The sequence below is a fragment of the Brevibacterium sp. UCMA 11752 genome (assembly GCF_021532235.1).
Taxonomy (GTDB): Bacteria; Actinomycetota; Actinomycetes; order Actinomycetales; family Brevibacteriaceae; genus Brevibacterium; species Brevibacterium antiquum.
Genome location: NZ_JACBOS010000003.1, coordinates 4,140,407 through 4,161,027 on the forward strand (window position 1 = coordinate 4,140,407; position 20,621 = coordinate 4,161,027).

Genomic DNA, 20,621 nt, shown 5'->3' on the forward strand with positions numbered 1-20,621 from the left:
CCATCAGCGCTTCGGGTCAGCGAACGCGGCCTCGTAGCTCTGCCTCTGGTTCTTGCGCGCCCGCAGCTGGTTGGGCACCATCGCCTTGAACAGCCGATCGCGGATCGCAGTCGGCAGCAGATTGACCACCTTGACGGCCGGGCCGATGAACCCGGGAACGGTGACCTCGAATCGCGGTCTGGCAGCGGCCTTGACAACGGCACGCGCCGCCTCGGTGGGGGTGAGCAGCTTGGCCGCACCGCTGGAGGTTCCTGCGGCCAGCGCGGTGTCGACGACTCCGGGCATGATCGCCGTGACCTGAACACCGGTGCCGCGCATCTCAGCGCGGATGGCCTTGAGGTAGCCGAGCACACCGTGCTTCGTGGCACCATAGGTCGCCTCTCCCGGGATGGGCAGGATCGATCCCGCCGAGGCCACGGTGATGAGGTGGCCGCGCCCCCTGGCCAGCATGGCCGGTGCCGCGGCCTTGATGCCGTTGATGACGCCGAGCAGATTGACCTCGATCTGTGCCCGGGCCGCGGCCTCAGGCTCCTCGGTGAAGGGACCGACCCACATCAGACCCGCATTGGAGACGAAGATGTCGATGGGACCCAGCTCCTGCGTCACCTCTTCCAGGAAAACACTCTGGCAGGCGGGATCCGTGACGTCGAGTCTGCTGGCGTGGATCCCCAGCTCTGCAGCGGTTGCCCGCGCCGCATCGAGGTCGATGTCGCCGATGGCCACGTTCGCCCCGGCGGCTGTTAAGCCGGCGGCGATCTCCCGCCCGATGCCTCGGGCTCCGCCGGTGATGGCCACAACCTGGCCGCTCAGTGTGCGCTTGTCAGTCATGCCGTCACCTTTCCCTTGCGAGGAGCGTGCTGTCGCCCCGTTCGCATCTCACGTTTCAGTTCCAACAGATAGTGGTCGAAATCGACCTGCATCGTGTGCCGGGGCGAATCGTAGAACTGCCGTTTGTTTCGTCGATCGTCCTCGCGCATGCGCCTGGTCATCTCCTGCCGATTCGGCAGTTCGTACTCGCCGGTGAGCGCCTTGACGACCAGCCTGCTCTGAGCCTCGGCCAGAGGCATGACAGCACCGACCGGCTGCAGGAGACCGATGAAGAACAGGCCGGGACGGTCGGGATGGGCCATGCGCTTGAACAGCGGCAGGTCATTGCCCTCAGCGGAGATAAGGTCCGGATCGAAGAAGGGAAAATTCACCCGATACCCCGTCGCCCACACGATGAGATCGGCCGGCGCCTCACTTCCATCGGTGAACACCACCCGGTCACTCTCGAGTCGTTCGATGCCCGGTTTCACCGTGATCGCACCGGCGCCGAGGCGGTCCCTGATTGCGTCCGACTGCACCGGATGCGATTGGCCGGGCGTATGGGGCGGAGTGGGCAGACCGTATTTTCGCAGTCCCCCGGACAGCATCGCGGCGATGCGCAGCCGAGCGCTCGTGGCCCACCAGGGAACCCAGCTGGGCAGGGCGATCTGATCGGCGGCCATTCCGAAGAGAGTCTTCTTCAGCACCCACTGGCCCCGGCGGATCGAGAGATTGACGCTGCGCGCCCGGTGAGAACCCTCGACGGCGATGTCCATCGCGGAGTTGCCCGCACCGACGACCACGACATCGCGGCCCTCAAGCTGGTCTCCGCTGCGGTAGTCGTGGGCGTGGATCTGCTCGCCGTCGAAGTGGCCCGGGTATCCGGGGTCGGGCCAGCGCGCATCCCAGTGGTGGCCGTTGGCGACCATCACGGCGTCGTAATGGCGCGTCTCGGTCGCTGCAGTCTCGACAGATTCGACGGCGGAGCCTGTGCCGGTGGCACGGATGTCGACATCCCAACCGCCGCGCTCACCTCGGCGGACATGGGTCACTTCGGTGGTGAATGTGATGGTGTGGCCGAAACCGAAGTGGGCGACGTAGTCGCGGAAGTAGGCATGGACCTGATCGTGGCTGGCGTAATCGGGATAGTCGGCCGGCATCGGGAAATCGGAGAAGGCCATGCGCGGACACGAGGTGTTGATCTGCAGGGTCTCGTAGCAGGCGCTGACACCGTTGGGGTTGTCGAAGAGCCAGTTGCCGCCGAATTCGGTGCCCTTCTCGAAGCAGTCGAAGGGGACGCCCGCGGTGTAGAGGGCTTTGGCCGCAGCGAGGCCCGAGGCTCCGGCGCCGATGACACAGACCCGCGGCAGTACGGGGTCTGGTCGGATCTCTGCGGTGATCTCTGGGGCTCGATGTTTCTGTCTGACGCTGTAAGGCATGTCACAATACTGCCATTGAAAATCAAAATTTTCACTACACTGGAGTCATGAACTTTCGAGAGCCTGTGGGACTGTGGCGTGGGACGTCACGAACGGACCGTGATGGGGCCCGCCGGGAAAGGCTTCTCGAAGCCGCTCTCGAACTGTACGGAACGCTGGGCTTTCGCGGAACGTCGATCCAGGCGCTATGTCACGAGTCCGGGGTCTCGAGTCGGTCCTTCTATGAACTCTTCCCCGCCCGCAGATCGGGTGCGCAGCAGGAGTCGATCACCGCTCAGGAATCCCTGCTCGAACAGCTCTACGTCGTCCTCAACCAGGAGATCGTCGAGGCCCTGGCGACGCTGACCATCCCGCCTGGCGCGAGTCTCCTCGAGGCCACCGTCCACGTCGTGTCCGCCGCGCTGATGCCGATGTTGGGCGATGAGCGCAAGGCTCGCGTTCTCGAGGTCGAGGCCGTCGGCGTCAACGACTCCCTCGAGGCCAGGCGGCGAGAGACGATGCGGATGCTGGCGGCCTCCGTCGATGCTGCGGTCGCTCATCTCCAGAAAGCCCATGATCTGCCGAATCACGGCGCACTGTCGGGGGCGGACAGTGCCGAGCTGACCAGCCTCATTCTTGTCGGTGGGATCACCGAAGCCCTGGTGCAGCGCGTGCACACCCCCGTGGAGAAGCGGACGTCGACGACCGAATTCCTCACCAGCATCGCCGAGGTGGCCCTCCGTGCCCATGGGGTGTTCCCGACCAGCGGCGCATGACACCATGGAATCCTTGGTCGGACCATGAACCCGGGATCGATGGAGAGGAACAATGGCTGTTTCACAATCGGGCTTGGGACGGGGCGCAGGAGCCGCCATCCTGGCCATCGTCCTGGCACAGTGGTTCGGCACCTCCCTGTGGTTCAGCTCCAGCGGCGCCGTCGACGGTCTCTCATCATGGCTCGGGTCGACACCGGCGCAGTTCGGGTGGCTGATCGCCGCAACCCAGATCGGCTTCATCGCCGGGACACTGCTGAGCGCGGCGACCGGGATTGCCGATCGGTTCCCGCCCGAGCGGATCTTCATCGTCTCCAGCCTCGTCGGGGCTGGCCTGAACTTCGCGTGGACGCTCGGCCCGCCTGACCTCATCCTCGTGTGGATCTCTCGCTTCGCGGTTGGAGTGAGCCTCGCGGGCATCTACCCGATGGGGATGAAGATGATCGTCAAACGGGCCCAGGCGAAGTCCGCGCAGGCTCTGAGCTGGCTCGTGGCCATGCTCACCCTGGGCACCGCAATGCCGCAGCTCCTGTCAGCCCTCGGCACCTCACTGCCGTGGCAGTCGATCATGTGGGGATCCTCGGCCCTGGCTGTCATGGGGGCACTGCTCATTGCAGCGATCTCCGGTCACGGTGCCGGTTCTGGTGCCGACCGCGGTACTGGTCAGCGGACGAAGACGCCTCGGCCACCGCAGGCGTCGCAGCCGGCGGCCGCACGGACTGTGTCTGCGCCGGCCGCCGGGGATGCTCCGCTGCGCAGGCTGTTGCGGGACCGAATGTTTCGCGCCGCCGTCTTCGGGTATGTGGGCCATATGTGGGAGCTCTACGCCTTCTGGGCAGTCGTGCCCACACTCGTCTTCGCGGCTCTTGCCGATCCGAGCAGCCCCACCGGGCTGGCTGCGACGAGCTTCCTCGTCATCGCCGCCGGCGTGCTGGGATGTGTGATCGGCGGAATCATCAGCCGCAGAACCGGTGGCGCCGCAGTCGCGGCAGTGGCTCTCGCCGGCTCTGGACTGATGTGCCTGATCTATCCCCTGCTGCCCGACGTCGGCCCTCTCCTCATCGCCGCCCTGGCGCTCTGGAGCCTCCTCGTCATCGCGGACTCTCCGCAGTTCTCGGATCTCGCTGCCCGCTATGCTCCAGCGGAGCTGACGGGCACAGGGCTGACGGCGATGAATGCCCTCGGCTTCGCCGTCAGCGTCATCAGCATCGTCATCCTGCAGAGCCTCATCGTCACCGTCGGCGTGGCAGCCGTGTGGCTGCTCCTGCCAGGACCCATCCTCGGTCTGGTGGCGATGCGACCGCTCCTGTTCAGGCGAAGGGAGCCGAAGCCTGATCCAGACGGGCGAGCTCCTCGGGACTGAGCTCGATGGCCGGGGCTGCCATCAGTGCGTCGAGCTGTTCGGGCGTGCGAGCTGAGACGATCGGTGCGCTCGCACCCTTGGCCAGCAGCCAGGCGAGCGCAACGGTTGCCGGTGCCACGTCGTGAGCTTCGGCCACAGCAAACAGCTCGTCGACGGCCTTGAGTCCATCGGCGTTGAAGTACCCCTGAACCATGCCGCCGCGGCTGGCGCCTTCGAGGTCTTCCTCGGTGCGGTATTTTCCTGTCAGGAATCCGGCGGCGAGGCTGAAGTAGGTGAAGACGCCGAGGTTGTGCTCCTGTGCCAGCGGCTTCAGCTCGGTCTCGTAGTCCTGCCGGAAGACCAGACTGTACTGGGGCTGGATCGCCACGGGCTTGGCCAGGCTCTCCTGCTCGGCCACGGCCAGCCACTCGGCCAGGCGGTCTTTGGAGTAGTTGGACACGGCGACATGCTTGGCCTTACCTGCACGCACGATCTCATCGAAGACTCTGGCCACCTCGGCGATGGGGGTCACCTCGTCATCGCGGTGCGCGTAGTAGAGGTCGACATGATCTGTCTGGAGGCGTTCGAGGGAGGCGTCGATGGCAGTGCGGATGTACTCGGGGTCCTGCGTCTTGTGATCCGGGTGGTCACCGACCTTCGTGGCGATGACGACCTTGTCGCGGTTGCCGCGGGCGGCGAGCCAGGTGCCGATGATGGTCTCTGATTCGCGACCGGTGTTGCCGGGAACCCACGCCGGGTAGGACTCTGCGGTGTCGAGGAAGTTGCCGCCAGCGGCGAGGAACGCGTCGAGCACGGCGTGTGATCCGGCTTCGTCGGCGGTCCAGCCGAAGGTGTTCGTGCCCAGGTTGATGGGGAAGATCGAAAGGTCTGTGCCGGGGATCTGCAGCTGCTGCGTCATCATGCTCCTGTATCGGTTCAGTGTCGTTCACTATCGGTTCGGTGTCGTTCACTTGGTCCAACGAGTGCCCCGGCACGAAAAATTCCGCTATCTCAGCAGGTGAGCGCATGTACGCGACGTCGGGGTGCCGACGTCGCGCGGGAATCGTCTAGCTGCGCACTGCGTCGAGGGCCGCGGACACGATCGATTCGGTGTCGATGCCGTGATAGCGGTAGACGTCGTCCATATCGCCGGACTGCCCGAAGGTGCTCACGCCCAGCGCCACATGCTCGACCTGATTGATCGTCGCGAGGAATGACAGCGTGTGCGGGTGACCGTCGAGGACCGTGACCATGGGCACCGCGCTCGAGGCAGGGAACACCTGATCAAGGATCCATCCGCTCCCACCAGCGGCAGAACCGACTGACCCAGTTGACTTTGTCGCCGGCGAACGGCGCTGCCCGGCTCGCAGTGCACGGTAGAGCAGACCGGGACTCGTCACGCACACGACGTCGGTTTCGATCCCCATCTTCTCCAGACGATCGGCGGCCGCGAGCACCTCGGTCATGAGCGCGCCCATCCCGACGAGCTGCACGACGGGTCGTGTCGAAGTTCTCAGCCGATAGGCCCCGGCGATGACCTGCTGTCGGCGACGCTCCCGGGCGGCAGGGTCCACGGGCACACGGGCCAGGCTCTGGTCGACGCCTCGGGTGGACAGGCGCAGATAGGCCGACTCGCCGCCGGGCCTGCCCATGAGCGACAACGCGTGCAGCAGCGACCACTCGACGTCCTGCGCGAAGGCCGGTTCATACGTGACCAGCCCCGGCACCTCGATGCCCGTCGACGGGGTGGTGATCGACTGGTGTGCCCCGCCTTCCGGTGCCAGCGTCACTCCGGACGGAGTTCCGACGAGGATCGACTGGCCACCGGCATAGATGCCGAATGTCCACGGCTCCAGCGCACGATTGACGAACGGGTCATACATCACCCCGATCGGGAACAGCGGCTCACCCCAGCGGCTCCACGTCGCACCCAATTCGCCGAGGAGGCCGACGAGGTTGGTTTCGGCGATGCCGAGCTCCATGTGCTGGCCCTGTGCCGACTCGTTCCACTGCAGGATCGTCTCCGCATCGTCGGCGAACCAGTTCTGCGCCGCATCCGCACTCCACACGCCGACCTTGTTGACCCACCCGCCGAGGTTGGTCGTCGATGACACATCGGGACTGACGGTCACGACCCGGCGTGCCGTCTCCGGCGACTGCCGGCTGAGGTCCATGAGGACCCGACCGAGCGCCGCCTGCGAGGACGATGTCCCTTTGTGCGTCCGTTCCAGATCGCAGGGCAGCTCGACCGGTGCGGCAGGGACGAATTCGCGGCGGGCCAGTCGCTGCGCGGTCTCGGCCACGATGCGACCGGCAGGGGTGTCGGGATCGAAGCGCGACCACGGCGCCTGCGGATCCTGACCGCTGAGTTCGGCCAGTGCCGAATACTCGGCCGCGTCGATGAGGGCCGAGTGGTTCTGCGGATGGCCGGAGCTCGGCAGCCCGAATCCCTTGATCGTGTAGGCGATGACCGCGGTGGGACGGGAGTCGTCGATCTGAGCGAAGGCCTCGAGCAGGGTCGGAATGTCATGACCGCCGAGGTTCCTGATCGCGGCCAGGAGCGTGGCATCGTCGAGGCCGGAGATGAGGGCCCTCAGTGCTCGACCGCTCTCGCTGTCACCTTCGCCCTCACTTCCTGCTTCTCCGGGCAGACGAGTGCGCAGTTCATCGGCGCTGCAGCGCAGGATCCGCTGATACTCGGGGTTGGACATCGTGAGGATGCGCCGGCGCAGCGCGTCCCCGCCTGCACGGGCGAAGAGGTCTTCGAGCAGACGCCCGAACTTCACCGTGATGACCTGCCACCCGGCGGCCTCGAACGTCGCCTCGATCCGTCCGGCCGCGATGTCGGGGACGACGCGGTCAAGCGACTGCCGGTTGAGGTCGATGATCCACACGATCTCGCCGAGATGCTTGACTCCGGGATCGTTGACGGCTTCCCAGACGGCTCCTTCGTCGAGTTCGGCATCGCCGACAAGTGAGTACTGGCGTCCGGTGCCGATGTCGCGCAGGCTGGAGTCGACGTAGCGGCGGGCAACGGCTCCCCAGATCGGGGCTGTGGCACCGATGCCCACTGATCCCGTCGAATAGTCGGCCGGGACCGGGTCCTTGGTGCGACTCGGGTAACTCTGGAGACCGCCGAACTCCCGCAGCGTCGTCATCTGCTCATCATCGAGTTCGCCGAAGAGATAGTTGATGGCATGCCACACGGGACCGGCATGCGGTTTGATGCTCACGCGGTCCTCGGCACGCAGTTCGTGGAACCACAGTGCGGTCATGATCGAGGCGATCGATGCACATGAGGCCTGATGACCGCCCACTTTGAGGCCGCTCCGGTTGGGCCGGACTCGGTTGGCGTGGTGGATGATCGAGGTCGAAAGCCACAGGATGCGGTCATGGATCTCGTCGAGGGCGTCGAGAGCAGAGTGGTCGGACACGTATTCCTCCTTGAACCGCAGGTCGGTCCAGGTCCGGACCGGCTCACAACGATCCAAACAGGTCTGATCGGGGTGCTCAATATGTCGAATTGAAATTGAGCATAATGCTCAGTTCTGAGTTATAGAATTGAGCAGTTGGTGAGCATTTCGCTGAGGAAAGATGGTGGTGTCATGGCCGAGGGACAACGGCGACGAATCGCAGATGTGCTGGATGCGAGGATCCTTCTCGAACTCGTCCGCGAGCCGCGAGCGACGATCGCGGGACTGGCCCATCGCCTGCAGGTGGCCAGGAACACCGCTCAGGCACGGCTGGGCAGGCTCGAGTCCGAGGGGCTGCACCCGTTCGGACATCGTGTCGACACGACTGGCCTCGGCTATCCGATCCGGGCACACGTGTTGGCCAACCTCAAACAGTCACGACTCGACGAGGTCGGTGAGGCGCTGAGTCGGATCCCCGAAGTTCTCGAGGTCATCGGTGTCAGCGGAACAGCCGATACTCTCATCCAGATCGTCGCCCGAGATACCGATGACCTCTATCGCGTCGCCGGGCAGATCCTCGGAACTCCCGGCGTCAAACGCACACGCACCCTCGTGTCGATGAAGCAGATGGTGCAATACCGCGTCACTCCCCTGCTGCAGAGGACGATCGAGAACAGTTGAGCCGACGTTCCAAGAGTCCGCCGCTATTTGAGCAGCCGGTCCATACGGCGATCGCTGAGCTTCTTCCCGCCGGTCTGACAACCGGGACAGTACTGCAGTGACTTGTCGGCATAGGAGACCTCGGCGATGGTCGAACCGCACACCGGACAGGTCTGACCGGTGCGACCGTGGACCCGAAGTCCGCGCTTCTTCGCTGTCTTGACCTTCGCCGGCGGCAGGTCGTTCAGCGCCTCGCGGGCAGCACCGAGCACCCCACGGATCACCTCGAGCAGCGCCTCCGCGTCGACACCGTTGGCCGGGGCGAAGGGAGAGAGCTTCGCAGTATGCAGAATCTCGTCGGAGTAGGCGTTGCCGATGCCGGAGATGAGCGACTGATCCTCGAGCACGGTCTTGATCCGTGAGCTCGAGTCCGCGAGCACCGCGGCGAACTGGTCGTCGTCGATGGACAGGGCATCGGGACCGGCGCCAACCACAGCAGCCACCTCGGCGCGGTCATGGACGAGAGCCACCGAGGCGTTCTTCTTCGTACCCGCCTCACTGATGTCGAAGCCGGCACCGGAAGCCAAATGGATGCGCAGAGCCAAGGGTCCCTTGCCCATCCTCACCGGTCCGGTGGGCACCTGTTCGTGCCAGACCAACCAGCCTGCGCGGGCGAAACGGCACACCAGGTCGAGTCCGTCGAACTCGATGATGAGGGCCTTGCCCACCCGGGAGACCCCGCTGATCTCGAGCCCGCTGATCGCTTCCAAGGGCGGATCGGCCGTCTTGAGGATGCTCAGCTCACCGATATCGGTTCGGGTGATGAAGTCTCCGACGATCCGCGAGCCCAAAAAGTGGACGAGTGCGTCGACCTCGGGCAGTTCCGGCATGAGACCAGTATGCGCCTTCGCGCGCGCGCCCGCACTGCTCCCGGGCATACCACCCTTGTGAGTTCCCTGAACGAGAGCTAACGTGGACAGACCACGTGAGAGCGTGCTGCACCAGCAATTCGACCACTTCACAAGGAGGGTGACGATGGCTGAGAATGTCGCTCAGAAGCTCATCGGCTCACATTTGGAATCCGGGACGTTTGCGCCCGGAAACGAGATCGGAGTCCGCATCGATCAGACGCTGACTCAGGACGCGACGGGAACGCTGGTGATGCTCGAGCTCGAAGCGCTTGGCATCGACCGGATCCGCACGGACACCTCTGTTCAGTACGTCGACCACAACCTTCTGCAGACCGATGAGAAGAACCCGGAAGACCACATGTTCCTGCGCTCTGCCGCGCAGCGATTCGGCCTGTGGTTCTCCCCCGCCGGCAACGGCGTCTCCCACCCGGTTCACCAATCTCGGTTCGGCAAACCCGGTGCCACGCTCATCGGCTCCGACTCCCACACCTGCGCAGCCGGTGCCTTGGGAATGCTGGCCATCGGCGTCGGCGGGCTCGAGATCGCGATGTCCATGGTCGGCGAACCGCTCTACATCAGCTCACCGGAGATCATGGGCGTCGAACTCACCGGCACGCTGCCGCCGTGGGTCTCGGCCAAGGACGTCATCCTCGAGATGCTGCGACGTCACGGCGTCAAGGGCGGGGTCGGCAAGATCATCGAGTACTACGGTGAGGGCCTCAAAGACCTCACAGCCATGGACCGCCACGTGATTGCGAACATGGGTGCCGAACTCGGCGCCACAGCCACGGTCTTCCCCGCCGACGACGCGGTCCGGGACTTCCTCGAATCCAGCGACCGAGGCGAAGACTTCACCCGGATCGAAGCCGACGAAGGCGCGCAGTACGACCTCCACGACGCCATCGACCTCTCGCAGCTCGAACCGCTCATCGCCGCGCCGTCCTCGCCGGGCAACGTCCGCCCCGTGCGCGAAGCCGCCGGTGAGGACGTCTTCCAAGTCGTCATCGGCTCCTCGGCCAACCCGGGACTGCGGGACTTCGCCGTCGTCGCCGAGACGCTCGAAGGTCGCCGCATCCACGAGCAGATCTCACTCGACGTCAACCCGACATCGCGAGAGATCCTCGCCGACCTCATCGCCGGTGGATGGCTGACCTCACTGGTCGGATCCGGCGCTCGCATCCACCAATCGGGCTGCATGGGCTGCATCGGTATGGGACAGGCCCCAGCCGTGGGCCGCAACAGCCTGCGCACGATGCCACGGAATTTCCCCGGCCGCTCGGGCACCGACGAGGACGCTGTGTGGCTGTGCTCGCCGGAGACTGCCGTGGCCGCAGCACTGACGGGCAAGATCACAGACCCACGCGAGCTGGGCATCGAGTATCCGCAGGTCAAACTGCCGGAGAAGTTCTCCGCCAATCGGTCGATGCTGGTCCCACCGCTTCCACTCGAGGAGGCGCGGGGCGTCGAGCTGGTCAAAGGATCGAACATCTCCTCACTGCCTGACTTCGAACCGCTGCCCGAGGACATCGATCTCGAGATCATGCTCAAGGTCGGCGACAACGTCTCCACCGACGAGATCATGCCCGCCGGTTCCCGGGTCCTGCCCTACCGGAGCAACATTCCCAAGATCTCCGAGTTCGTCTACATCCAGGTCGATCCCAGCTACGCCGAACGGGCAGCGGGCCATGCCGGCGGCCATGCGATCATCGGCGGGGAGAACTACGGCCAGGGCTCTTCCCGTGAGCATGCCGTGATCGCCCCGCGCTATCTGGGACTGCGCATCGTCGTCGCCAAATCCCTGGCGCGCATCCACTGGCAGAACCTCGCGAACTTCGGCGTCCTCGCCCTCGAATTCTCAGATGAGAACGACTACGAGACCCTGTCCCAGGGTGAGGTCCTTAAGTTCCGGGGACTGCGCGATCAGCTGGCCGAGGGCACAACTGTGAGCGCCGAGGTGGACGGACGACAGTTCGAATTCCGCCATACGCTCTCGCCCCGTCAGGTCGAGATGGTCCTGGCCGGTGGACGCATCGCCCAACGCGCCCAGCAGGAGGCCGGCGCGAAGGGCTGAGGTCTGCTCGAGTCCGCTCGCGATCAGGGTGCCGCGAGGAAGCCGCGCAGCAATGCTGCAGTGCCGTCGAGATGCTCGGCCATCGCTGTACGGGCTCCGGCTGCGTCTCCGGCGAGGATCGCGTTGTGGACCCGTTGATGCTGTTCGTGCGAATGGGCCAGATTGGGTTCGATCATCGGGATCTGCTCGAGCAGTTTGTTCGCCCGCGTCCGACTCTCGACCATCGAACGCACCAGACTCGGTGAGCCTGTCACCTGCGCCCAGGTCAGATGCAGCTGGGAGTCCAGACGCCGGTACTCGGCCAGGCTCGACTGCCGACTCGCGTCCATGGCCGCAGCCAGCTGACCTCGCTGGGGTGCGGTAAGATCCTGCCCGGCAGCCACCTCGGCGACTCCCATCTCGATCACACGACGCCACGTCAGGGTGTCTTCGACCTCGACTGCGGAGAACCCGGCCCCGAGGCCGGTGTCAGCGTCATGGGTCGGACTGGGCGCCCAGCCGCCTGCCGGAGTGCGGGAGACGAACGTTCCGCCACCACGACCGCGGCGGACATTGACCCAGCCGGCGGTCTGCAGCTCCGAGATCGCCTCACGCAGGGTCGCCCGGGAGACCCGCAGCTGCTCGGCGAGCTCGCGTTCCGGTGGGAACCGCTGACCGGGCGGGATGATCCCGAGGCGGATGATCTGAAGCAGGCACTCGATCGTCTCCTCGAAGATGTTGCCCGAACGGGCGGGAGCAATCGCCCGCAGCGCCGTCACCTGGCTGCCGGCGGTCTGGCTTCCCGCGGCTGGGGCGCTTGCCGTCATGTCATCGCCGCTCACAGCGGAGTCGTGTAGGCGTTCGTCAGGCCGCCGTCGACGGTGAACGACTGTGCGGTGACGAACGAGGCATCGTCGCTGGCCAGGAACGCCACGGCCGCAGCCATCTCGGAAGCGTCGGCGAAGCGTCCCATCGGCACATGCACCAGGCGCCTGGCCGCCATCTCCGGGTCCTTGGCGAACAGTTCTCGGAGCAGCTCGGTGTTGACAGGCCCCGGGCACAGGGCGTTGACGCGGATGCCCTCCTTCGCGAACTCCACGCCGAGTTCGCGCGACATGGCCAGCACCCCGCCCTTCGACGCGGTGTAGGAGATCTGGGAGGTCGCTGATCCCATCAGAGCCACGAATGAGGCCGTGTTGATGATCGAACCGCGGCCCTGCCTGCGCATGTAGGTCAGCGCCGCCTTCGAGCACAGGTACACCGAGGTCAGGTTGATGTCCTGGACCTTTCGCCACACATCGAGGCCGGTCTCAGTGATCGAGGCGTCTGCCGGTGGGGAGACTCCCGCATTGTTGAAGGCGACGTCCACGCTGCCGTAGGTGTCGAAGGCCGTCTGGAACAGCTTCTCCACCTGGTCGGCATCGGTGACATCGGTGGATACGAAGAGTCCCCCGACCGCCTCGGCGGCGGCTGTCCCCGAATCTGCGTTGGTGTCGGCGATGACGACGTTCGCGCCTTCGGAGGCGAGGCGCTTCGCCGTCGCCAGGCCGATGCCGCTGGCACCTCCGGTGACGACTGCGGTTCGCCCCGGGAGGCGTCGGCAGATGATCTGGGTCGAGTCCGTCGCTGCTGTCTCGGTCATGGTGTGTCCTTTGCTGGGAGATCTGCACTGGGAGTTCGTGGGAGCAGTGGAGCAGTGGAGCAGTGGAGCAGTGGAGCAGTGGAGCAGTGGAGCAGTGGAGCAATGGCGCGGTGGCTTCTGTCTTAGGTGGTCATTCTGGTCCGATTTCCGGAGAGGGCATCGGACCAGAATGACCACCTAAGCCGGCCGCCGCGCCCTGCTGCGGTGTGCTGCTTGTGCTGCTTGTGCTGCTGCGGGCCGCTGGCTTGTCTGCAGCTCAGTCCGTGGCGATGAAGAGGTTCTTCGTCTCCGTGAACGAGTCCATCGCGTGGGGGCCGAGTTCGCGGCCGATGCCGGAGCGTTTGAACCCGCCGAAGGGAGTCGAATAGCGCACCGCGGAATGGGAATTCAGCGACAGTGCCCCCGAATCGACGCCGCGGGCGACCCGCAGTCCGCGACCGACATCGCGGGTCCATATCGACCCCGAGAGGCCGTAGGGCGAATCGTTTGCCATGGTGATCGCCTCCGCCTCGTCGCGGAAACGCTGCACGGTCACGACGGGCCCGAACACCTCCTCGGTGACGATGCGATCACGCGGTGACTTCGGCAGCACGACCGTCGGCGCCATCCAGTAGCCGGCACCGCTGGGGGCGCTGCCGGTGAACGCGATGTCGACACCATCGAGGAATCCGGCCACGCTCTCGTGGTGGCCGGCGGAGATGAGCGGCCCCATCTCTGCCTCCTCGAGGCTGGGATCGGTGACGACCACTCCGGAGACTGCTGGTTCGAGGAGTTCCATGAAGCGGTCGAAGACAGAGTCGTGGACGAGGATGCGTGAGCGCGCGCAGCAGTCCTGGCCGGCGTTGTCGAAGACGCCGTAGGGTGCGGTGGCCGCGGCGAGTTCGAGGTCGGCGTCGTCGAAGACGATGTTGGCGGACTTTCCGCCGAGTTCCAGCGTTGTGCGTTTCATCGTCTTGGCGGCGTCGGCCATGATCGACTCGCCCACCGAGCTCGATCCGGTGAACACGATCTTCGCGACGCGGGGATCGTCGGTGAAGGTCTGGCCGACGACGGATCCTTTTCCGGGGATGACCTGGAAGACATCGGCGGGAAGCCCTGCCTGCAGAGCCAGCTCGCCGAGGCGGATCGCCGTCAGCGGGGTCAGCTCGGCGGGTTTGAGGACCACGGTGTTGCCTGCGGCGAGCGCCGGTGCGAAGCCCCAGCCGGCGATCGGCATGGGGAAGTTCCACGGCACGATGATTCCGACGACCCCGAGCGGTTCGTTGAACGTGATGTTCACTCCCCCTGCCACGGGAATCTGATCGCCGAGGTGACGCTCGACTCCGCCCGCGAAGTAGTTGAGGACGTCGCGGACGTTCCCGGCCTCACCCCGGGCGTTGCCGATGGTGTGCCCGGCCTCGGCGACTTCGAGCGCGGCGAGGTTGTCGATGTCGGCGTCGACGGCGCGGGCGAAGGCACGCAGCAGCTCGGCCCGCTCAGCCGGGGGCGTGGCCCGCCAGCGGGTGAAGGCGTCGGCGGACCGGGCGATCGCATCCTGCGTCGCCTCGGCGCCGTGGGCATCGACCGAGGTGATGAGGGCCTCGGTCGCGGGGTTGATCACTTCGGTCATCGGTGGGCCTCCGTTGTCATCTGTGCTGGTGTGGTTTCGGGTGTCGTGCTTGTGGGTGTTCTCGCACTCCGGGCCGCGGCGTTGACAAGGCCTGCGAACAGCCGCAGATCGTCCAGAGTCTCCTCCGGATGCCACTGCACCGCGAGCATCGAGCCGTCTGGGGTCTCGAGGGCCTCGATGCAGCCGTCGGCGGAGCGTGCGCTCACGATCAGTCCATCGCCGAGGCAATCGATGGCCTGGTGATGGTGGCACCTGACCGTGGCACCGGTTCCGAGCAGGCCGGATACGGCGGTGTCGGGTACGGTTCTCACAGCCACCTCGGCGAAGTCGTCCTTCTTCTCCGCCTCGTGGGCACCGTAGCCGTCGACTTCGGGCAGGTGCTGGTACAGGGAACCGCCGTGGACGGTGTTGACGATCTGGGCGCCGCGGCAGATCGCGAAGACCGGCACCTTCGCGGTGCGGGCGTGACGGTAGAGGGTGGTCTCGAAGGAGTCGCGACGCACGTTGGGCACCTGGGTGCGGGGGTGGGCCCGCGCATCGTAGAGTGCGGGGTCGACATCGTCGCCGCCGGTGAGGATGATGCCGTCGAGCTCGGCAACCTCGTTCAGCGTCCAGGGGTCTTCTGGGGGCAGGAGGACGACTCGGCCGCCGGCGCGGGTCACGGCGGTGACGTAGACGCTGGGCAGGAACGCCGCGTCCCGGTCCCAGACTCCGAACTGGCCGCGCCCGTAGTAGGTGGGCAGTCCGATGAGCGGGCGGCGCATCGTCGGGTCGAGGGCTGCGTTGCCGAGCGTTGGGTCAGAGTCGCTCGAAGCCACGCCGGACCTCCCAATCGGTGACTGCGGCGTCGAAGGCCGCCATCTCCACGCGACCGGCGTGGGTGTAGTGGTTCACGACCTCGTCGCCGAAGGCATGCCGGGCGACGTCGGAGGACTCGAAGGCTGTGACGGCATCGTGAAGGCGGCGTGGGATGGTCGGGGCATTCTGGGTGTAGGCATTGCCGGCGAGCGCCTCGGGCAGTTCGAGTTCGTTCTCGATTCCGTGGATTCCGGCCGCGATGAGGGCGGCGCTGGCCAGGTAGGGGTTGGCGTCTGCACCGGGGACCCGCTGTTCGAAGCGCAGAGCGGGGCCGTGGCCGACGATCCGCACGGCACAGGTTCGGTTGTCCCACCCCCAGCCGACTGCCGTGGGGGCGAAGGAGCCGTCGGCGAAGCGTTTGTAGGAGTTGACGTTCGGGGCGTAGAGATAGGTGAAGTCGTGCTGAGTGGCAACGACGCCGGCGACGAAGTGCTTCATCGTCGTCGACATCTCGGTGCCGTGGCCTACTGGGAAGACCGGTGTTCCGTCCGCGTCGCGCAGGCTCATGTGAATGTGGCAGGAGCTGCCTTCGCGGTCGTTGGGTTTGGCCATGAAGGTCACCGACTTGCCTTCTTGGTCTGCGATCTCCTTGGCACCGAGTTTGTAGACGACGTGGTTGTCGCAGGTGGTCAGCATGTCGGTGTAGCGGAAGCCGACCTCGAGCTGGCCGAGGTTGCATTCGCCCTTCGCGCTTTCGGTGTAGAGACCGGCTTCGTCCATTTCGTTGCGCAGTCGTCGCAGGTAGCCTTCGACCTGGCCGGTGCCGAAGAGGGAGTAGTCGATGTTGTAGGTGCTGGCGGCTTCGAGGTTGCGGTAGTCCTTCGCCATCGCCTCACGGTAGCCGGTGTTGTAGAGGGCGAATTCGAGTTCTGTGGCACCGATGGGCGAATAGCCCAGCTTTTCCAGGCGCTCCAACTGAGCTTTGAGGACCTGACGTGGAGACACGCTCAACGGGGATCCGTCGAGGAAGGCCAAGTCGCATTGGACCATGACCGTCGCCGGGTGCCAGGGGATGCGGCGCAGGGTCGAGTAGTCGGGGACGAACATGAGGTCGCCGTAGCCGCGCTCCCACGAGGTGAGTTCGTAACCGTCGACGGTGTTCATCTCCACGTCGGCGGCCATGAGGTAGTTGCAGCCTTCGGTCCCGTTGTCCATCACCTCATCAAGGAAGAACCTGCCCGTGATCCTCTTGCCCTGAAGCCTGCCCTGCATATCCGTGGCGGCGACGAGCACTGTGTCGATGCGGCCGGCGGCGATCTCTGCCTGCAGCTGCTCCAGGGTCATATCTGATGAAGTCACGCTCATGGTTCCTCTTCTCGGTAGCCCACCCAGGCGATGAGTTCGCATCCTTGCGACGGACTGGGTCACGCATCGTTGCGGGGGCGGTTCTGTACGGCAGTGGCGGCTTGCGGCGATTCAGGAAGACTCTCATATTTAAGGTATGCCACCGAACCATTTGTGCGCAATAGCTGGAGCGAAATTGGCGAAAGTGCAGCTTTGCGGTCTGAACAAATACCTATTGACAAACCATAGGTGCGGTGACAAGCTCAACGTCAGAACAGAGTTGTGAACTGCATCACGCACTATTTTCGTGACTTCCGCACGCGTTGTACGGTCACGCTCCCGACGGAGGTGCAGGTGTCAGCCTCGGTGTCAGTGCCTGGCCAACAGCCGGATTCCGACGATGTCGATCGGTCAGCGAGGACCGATCGGGCCAGCCAGGCAACCGGCCAGCGGAAACAGTCATTTCGAGAAGAACGGTGTTCCCATGAGCAATGAATCCTCTCCACCCGACGATCCTGCACCAGCCCTCAGCGCTGATGAGGCCAGTCTTGCCGAGCTCGGCTACAAACAGGAGCTCAAGCGCGGCATGTCGGGCTTCGGCAACTTCGCGGTCTCCTTCTCCATCATCTCGATCCTCGCCGGCTGCATCACCTCCTACAGCATTGCGCTGGGATCGGGCGGCCCGGCAGCGATCACGATCGGGTGGCCGCTGGTCGGCATCTTCGTCCTCTGCGTGGCACTGGCCATGGCCGAAGTCTGCTCGAAGTACCCCACAGCCGGTGGCCTGTACTTCTGGGCCGGCCGTCTGGCCAAACGCAACAAGCGGCACTGGGCCTGGTACGTGGGATGGTTCAACTTCCTCGGCGAAGTGGCGGTGACCGCAGCCATCGACTACGGCGCGGCGACGACCATGATGGCCTTTGCGGCACTGACCTTCGGGGTCGTGCCCACCGCGCTCAACACCTTCGTCCTGTTCCTCGTCATCATCACCCTGCATGGTCTGCTCAACACCTTCGGCGTCAACCTGGTCAACCTGCTCTCCGGCGTCTCAGCCTGGTGGCACATCGTCGGTGTGCTCGTCATCGTCGCAGCCTTGTGGATCATGCCCACGAAGCATCAGTCGTTCAGCTGGACCATGACGGCCTGGCACAACGAAACCGGGTTCACGTTCATGCCGTTCGTCTTCCTCATGGGCCTGCTCATGGCTCAGTACACCTACACCGGCTATGACGCTTCGGCGCACGTGGCCGAGGAGACCAAGAACGCTTCGACCGCAGCACCCAAGGGCATCGTCATGAGCGTCCTGATCTCGATCATCGGCGGTTGGATCCTGCTGTACTCGATCACGGCCGCGATCCAGGACGGTTCCGAGGCGGGGCTGACCGCTCTCAATGCCACCGCAACGGGACTGCCGCCGGCGCAGGTGTTCCTCGATGCCCTGAACAACCCGACGATGGCGAAGTTCCTGCTCTTCATCGTCTGCGGCGCCCAGTTCTTCTGCGGCATGGCCTCGGTGACGGCGAACTCGCGGATGAGCTACGCGTTCTCCCGCGACGATGCGATCCCCGGATCCAAGTACTGGAAGAAGGTCAACCCACGCACCGGCACACCCACGAACTCGATCTGGCTGTGCATCGTGCTGTCCTCGATCCTGACGGTGCCGGCGCTGTTCAATGAGACCGCTTATCTGGCGGTGACGAGTGTGGCGGTGATCGGGCTCTACATCGCCTATGTCACCCCTGTCCTGCTACGGCGGCTCAAGGGCGACTCGTTCAAGCCGGGTCCGTGGCATCTGGGCCGGTGGAGCGCAGTCATCGGGTGGATCGCCGTCGTCTGGGTGATCTTCATCTGCATCCTGTTCGTGCTGCCACCGACCCTGCCGATCACCATCTCGACCTTCAACTACTCCCCCATCGCGGTCCTCGCCGTGCTCGTCCTCAGCGTTGTGCTCTGGTACGCCCGAGGCAAGAAGCACTTCATGCAGCACCTCGACAAGGAGCAGCTGGCCATCGACGAGAAGAAGCTACTCGACGAGATCGACGACTAAGCTCGCAGTCCGGTGCGCGGACCCGGATCCGCGCTCAGCCGTCGAGCCACCGCCGGACGCGCAGATGCCACTGGCCCGGATGTCTCACTAGGAGGCATCCGGGCCAGTGGCCTCTGCGGGCCGCAGTCAGCCGGGCGGGAACATCAGCTCTGCGCCGATTCCCGCACCGGCTACCGACTCACGCGGTCTCGGATTTGTACTTGTCCTCGATCGCCTGACCCACCTCGGCGTCGATGTTCTTCCAGTACGTGAACACGTTGGTCAGCACAGGCTCTTCCACGCCGTCCTTCAGTGCACCGACGACGGTCTCGATGAGGCCCTGGCGCTCCTCTTCGGAATAGACCTCACGGACCAGGGTGTGTGCCTGACCGAAGTCGTCGTCCTCTGCGTGGAGAGTGGCGGCGCTGCGGACCAGCTCACCATCGGACTCCCACCGTGCTTCGACCTGAGTCTCCTCGGCTTGGTACGGACGGCCGTAGGAGTTGGGCGCATAGTTCGGGGCATCACCTGAATGGTGGTACTCCATCTGACCTTCCTTGTCATAGGAATTGGTCTTCGTGATGGGAGCGTTGACCGGCAGCTGGTTGAAGTTGGTGCCGATGCGGTTGCGCTGCGCATCCGGGTAGGAGAAGACGCGGCCCATGAGCATCTTGTCGGGCGAGATTCCGGTGCCCGGCACGGTGTTCGAGGGGCTGAATGCGGCCTGCTCGATCTGCGCGAAGTGGTTCGACGGGTTCTTGTTGAGCGTGAACTTGCCGATCTCCATGAGCGGGTAGTCCTTCTTCGACCAGGTCTTCGTCAGATCGAAGGGATTGAACCGGTAGGTCTTGGCCTCTTCATACGGCATGATCTGAACGCTGACGGTCCAGGACGGGTAGTCGCCGCGCTCAATCGCGTCGAACAGGTCGCGACGGTGCATGTCCGCGTCCTCGCCGGCCATCCGTCCGGCTTCCTCGTTGGTCATGTTCTCCACGCCCTGGTCGGTGTGGAAGTGGTACTGGACCCAGAACCGTTCGCCGGCTTGATTGGCCCACATGTAGGTGTGCGAGGAGTAGCCATTCATGTTGCGCCAGGTCTTGGGCAGGCCACGCGGTCCCATCAGGTAGGTGACCTGGTGTGCCGATTCCGGCGAAAGCGACCAGAAGTCCCACTGCATGTTGTTACTGCGCAGTCCCGAATCGGGGGTGCGCTTCTGCGAGTGGATGAAGTCGGGGAACTTCATGGGATCGCGGACGAAGAACACGGGGGTGTTGTTGCCCACCATGTCGAAGTTTCCGTCTTCGGTGTAGAACTTGAGTGCGAATCCGCGCACGTCGCGCCAGGAGTCGGGTGAGCCCAGCTCACCGGCGACGGTGGAGAACCGTGCGAGCATCGGTGTCTTCGTGCCCTTCTGCAGGAACTTCGCCCGGGTGTAGGCGGAGACGTCTGCAGTGATCTCGAGTTCGCCGAAGGCGCCGGATCCCTTGGCGTGGGGGCTGCGCTCGGGAACGCGTTCGCGGTCGAACCGAGCCAGCTTCTCAACGAGTGCAACATCGTGGAGGAGGAGCGGGCCGTCTGCTCCGACACTCAGCGAGTGCGCGTCGGACTCTCGTGGGGCACCTGATTCGGTCGTCGAGGGCTTCGTGCCGTCGAATCCTGGATGTTCATGATCAGCGTGTTTAGTCATTGCTTCTCCTTCAACCGATTGAGCGACGGGGAGTCATTCTTCCCGGTCCACTTCATCCATCATAGGACGAACATCGCTCGCCTGTATGCGATGAAGCGAAGGCCGATCACGGCTCCCCTGATATCGAGTTCCTGGCAGCGT

The 20,621-nt window shown here is 64.8% G+C and carries 16 protein-coding genes; 5 read left to right on the forward strand and 11 right to left on the reverse strand.

Annotated features, from left to right (window positions below; translation table 11 throughout):
* Window positions 1-3: 3 nt before the first annotated feature.
* Both HU144_RS18745 and HU144_RS18750 read right to left on the reverse strand, forming a co-directional pair.
* Entirely contained in the window at window positions 4-828 is an 825-nt protein-coding gene (locus HU144_RS18745) for an SDR family oxidoreductase (protein ID WP_235352581.1), read from the reverse strand.
* Complete coding sequence (locus HU144_RS18750; protein ID WP_235352582.1) at window positions 825-2,246, reverse strand: flavin-containing monooxygenase; 1,422 nt, start codon at window positions 2,244-2,246, stop codon at window positions 825-827. Before HU144_RS18750 ends, HU144_RS18745 begins: the two co-directional genes overlap by 4 nt.
* A 47-nt stretch (window positions 2,247-2,293) precedes the next feature.
* Between HU144_RS18750 and HU144_RS18755 the strand changes: the two genes are divergently transcribed.
* A complete protein-coding gene (locus tag HU144_RS18755; protein ID WP_235352583.1) occupies window positions 2,294-3,001 on the forward strand; it encodes a TetR/AcrR family transcriptional regulator in 708 nt (235 codons plus the stop codon).
* A 52-nt stretch (window positions 3,002-3,053) separates the two neighbouring features.
* Entirely contained in the window at window positions 3,054-4,361 is a 1,308-nt protein-coding gene (locus HU144_RS18760; RefSeq protein ID WP_235352584.1) for an MFS transporter, read from the forward strand.
* On the opposite strand, the gene HU144_RS18765 is transcribed toward HU144_RS18760, so the two are convergent.
* Together HU144_RS18765 and HU144_RS18770 are read right to left on the reverse strand one after the other, a co-directional pair.
* Window positions 4,309-5,259, reverse strand: coding sequence for an aldo/keto reductase (locus HU144_RS18765; RefSeq protein ID WP_235352585.1), 951 nt, complete (start codon window positions 5,257-5,259; stop codon window positions 4,309-4,311). The two genes, HU144_RS18760 and HU144_RS18765, sit on opposite strands and share 53 nt — an antisense overlap.
* Window positions 5,260-5,407: 148 nt before the next feature.
* Window positions 5,408-7,774 (reverse strand): transketolase-like TK C-terminal-containing protein, encoded by a 2,367-nt coding sequence (locus HU144_RS18770; protein WP_235352586.1) that lies wholly within the window; start codon window positions 7,772-7,774, stop codon window positions 5,408-5,410.
* A 138-nt stretch (window positions 7,775-7,912) separates the two neighbouring features.
* Between HU144_RS18770 and HU144_RS18775 the strand changes: the two genes are divergently transcribed.
* Complete coding sequence (locus HU144_RS18775) at window positions 7,913-8,434, forward strand: Lrp/AsnC family transcriptional regulator (protein WP_235352587.1); 522 nt, start codon at window positions 7,913-7,915, stop codon at window positions 8,432-8,434.
* Between the two features lie 23 nt (window positions 8,435-8,457).
* On the opposite strand, the gene HU144_RS18780 is transcribed toward HU144_RS18775, so the two are convergent.
* Window positions 8,458-9,303 carry a DNA-formamidopyrimidine glycosylase family protein gene (locus HU144_RS18780; RefSeq protein WP_235352588.1) on the reverse strand — a complete coding sequence of 282 codons (846 nt, stop codon included), beginning with the start codon at window positions 9,301-9,303 and terminating at the stop codon, window positions 8,458-8,460.
* 145 nt (window positions 9,304-9,448) lie between these two features.
* Between HU144_RS18780 and HU144_RS18785 the strand changes: the two genes are divergently transcribed.
* On the forward strand, window positions 9,449-11,395 hold the full coding sequence (locus tag HU144_RS18785; protein WP_235352589.1) for an aconitate hydratase: 1,947 nt from the start codon (window positions 9,449-9,451) through the stop codon (window positions 11,393-11,395).
* Window positions 11,396-11,418: 23 nt separating this feature from the next.
* Here HU144_RS18785 and HU144_RS18790 read toward each other — a convergent pair whose 3' ends face one another.
* From HU144_RS18790 to HU144_RS18810, 5 genes are all read right to left on the reverse strand, one after another.
* The gene (locus tag HU144_RS18790) at window positions 11,419-12,201 is read right to left on the reverse strand and encodes a FadR/GntR family transcriptional regulator (RefSeq protein WP_235352590.1); all 783 of its coding nucleotides are present in this window, start codon (window positions 12,199-12,201) and stop codon (window positions 11,419-11,421) included.
* Window positions 12,202-12,212: 11 nt separating this feature from the next.
* Window positions 12,213-13,016, reverse strand: coding sequence for a 3-oxoacyl-ACP reductase (locus tag HU144_RS18795; protein WP_235352591.1), 804 nt, complete (start codon window positions 13,014-13,016; stop codon window positions 12,213-12,215).
* A 256-nt stretch (window positions 13,017-13,272) separates the two neighbouring features.
* Complete coding sequence (locus tag HU144_RS18800) at window positions 13,273-14,625, reverse strand: aldehyde dehydrogenase family protein (protein ID WP_235352592.1); 1,353 nt, start codon at window positions 14,623-14,625, stop codon at window positions 13,273-13,275.
* The gene (locus tag HU144_RS18805; protein ID WP_235352593.1) at window positions 14,622-15,443 is read right to left on the reverse strand and encodes a gamma-glutamyl-gamma-aminobutyrate hydrolase family protein; all 822 of its coding nucleotides are present in this window, start codon (window positions 15,441-15,443) and stop codon (window positions 14,622-14,624) included. The genes HU144_RS18800 and HU144_RS18805 overlap by 4 nt, the downstream gene beginning before the upstream one ends.
* The gene (locus tag HU144_RS18810) at window positions 15,424-16,788 is read right to left on the reverse strand and encodes a glutamine synthetase family protein (RefSeq protein WP_235352594.1); all 1,365 of its coding nucleotides are present in this window, start codon (window positions 16,786-16,788) and stop codon (window positions 15,424-15,426) included. The genes HU144_RS18805 and HU144_RS18810 overlap by 20 nt, the downstream gene beginning before the upstream one ends.
* A 463-nt stretch (window positions 16,789-17,251) precedes the next feature.
* Here HU144_RS18810 and HU144_RS18815 point away from each other — a divergent pair, with 463 nt between their 5' ends.
* A complete protein-coding gene (locus HU144_RS18815) occupies window positions 17,252-18,814 on the forward strand; it encodes an amino acid permease (protein WP_235352595.1) in 1,563 nt (520 codons plus the stop codon).
* A gap of 178 nt (window positions 18,815-18,992) precedes the next feature.
* Here HU144_RS18815 and HU144_RS18820 read toward each other — a convergent pair whose 3' ends face one another.
* On the reverse strand, window positions 18,993-20,480 hold the full coding sequence (locus HU144_RS18820; RefSeq protein WP_235352596.1) for a catalase: 1,488 nt from the start codon (window positions 20,478-20,480) through the stop codon (window positions 18,993-18,995).
* Window positions 20,481-20,621: the final 141 nt, after the last annotated feature.

What these genes read in the sequence shown, in the direction of transcription:
- HU144_RS18745 (WP_235352581.1), bottom strand. Translation starts at nt 828, where the DNA reads ATGACTGACAAGCGCACACTGAGCGGCCAGGTTGTGGCCATCACCGGC.
- HU144_RS18750 (WP_235352582.1), bottom strand. Translation starts at nt 2,246, where the DNA reads ATGCCTTACAGCGTCAGACAGAAACATCGAGCCCCAGAGATCACCGCA.
- HU144_RS18755 (WP_235352583.1), top strand. Translation starts at nt 2,294, where the DNA reads ATGAACTTTCGAGAGCCTGTGGGACTGTGGCGTGGGACGTCACGAACG.
- HU144_RS18760 (WP_235352584.1), top strand. Translation starts at nt 3,054, where the DNA reads ATGGCTGTTTCACAATCGGGCTTGGGACGGGGCGCAGGAGCCGCCATC.
- HU144_RS18765 (WP_235352585.1), bottom strand. Translation starts at nt 5,259, where the DNA reads ATGACGCAGCAGCTGCAGATCCCCGGCACAGACCTTTCGATCTTCCCC.
- HU144_RS18780 (WP_235352588.1), bottom strand. Translation starts at nt 9,303, where the DNA reads ATGCCGGAACTGCCCGAGGTCGACGCACTCGTCCACTTTTTGGGCTCG.
- HU144_RS18785 (WP_235352589.1), top strand. Translation starts at nt 9,449, where the DNA reads ATGGCTGAGAATGTCGCTCAGAAGCTCATCGGCTCACATTTGGAATCC.
- HU144_RS18790 (WP_235352590.1), bottom strand. Translation starts at nt 12,201, where the DNA reads ATGACGGCAAGCGCCCCAGCCGCGGGAAGCCAGACCGCCGGCAGCCAG.
- HU144_RS18795 (WP_235352591.1), bottom strand. Translation starts at nt 13,016, where the DNA reads ATGACCGAGACAGCAGCGACGGACTCGACCCAGATCATCTGCCGACGC.
- HU144_RS18800 (WP_235352592.1), bottom strand. Translation starts at nt 14,625, where the DNA reads ATGACCGAAGTGATCAACCCCGCGACCGAGGCCCTCATCACCTCGGTC.
- HU144_RS18810 (WP_235352594.1), bottom strand. Translation starts at nt 16,788, where the DNA reads ATGAGCGTGACTTCATCAGATATGACCCTGGAGCAGCTGCAGGCAGAG.
- HU144_RS18815 (WP_235352595.1), top strand. Translation starts at nt 17,252, where the DNA reads ATGAGCAATGAATCCTCTCCACCCGACGATCCTGCACCAGCCCTCAGC.
- HU144_RS18820 (WP_235352596.1), bottom strand. Translation starts at nt 20,480, where the DNA reads ATGACTAAACACGCTGATCATGAACATCCAGGATTCGACGGCACGAAG.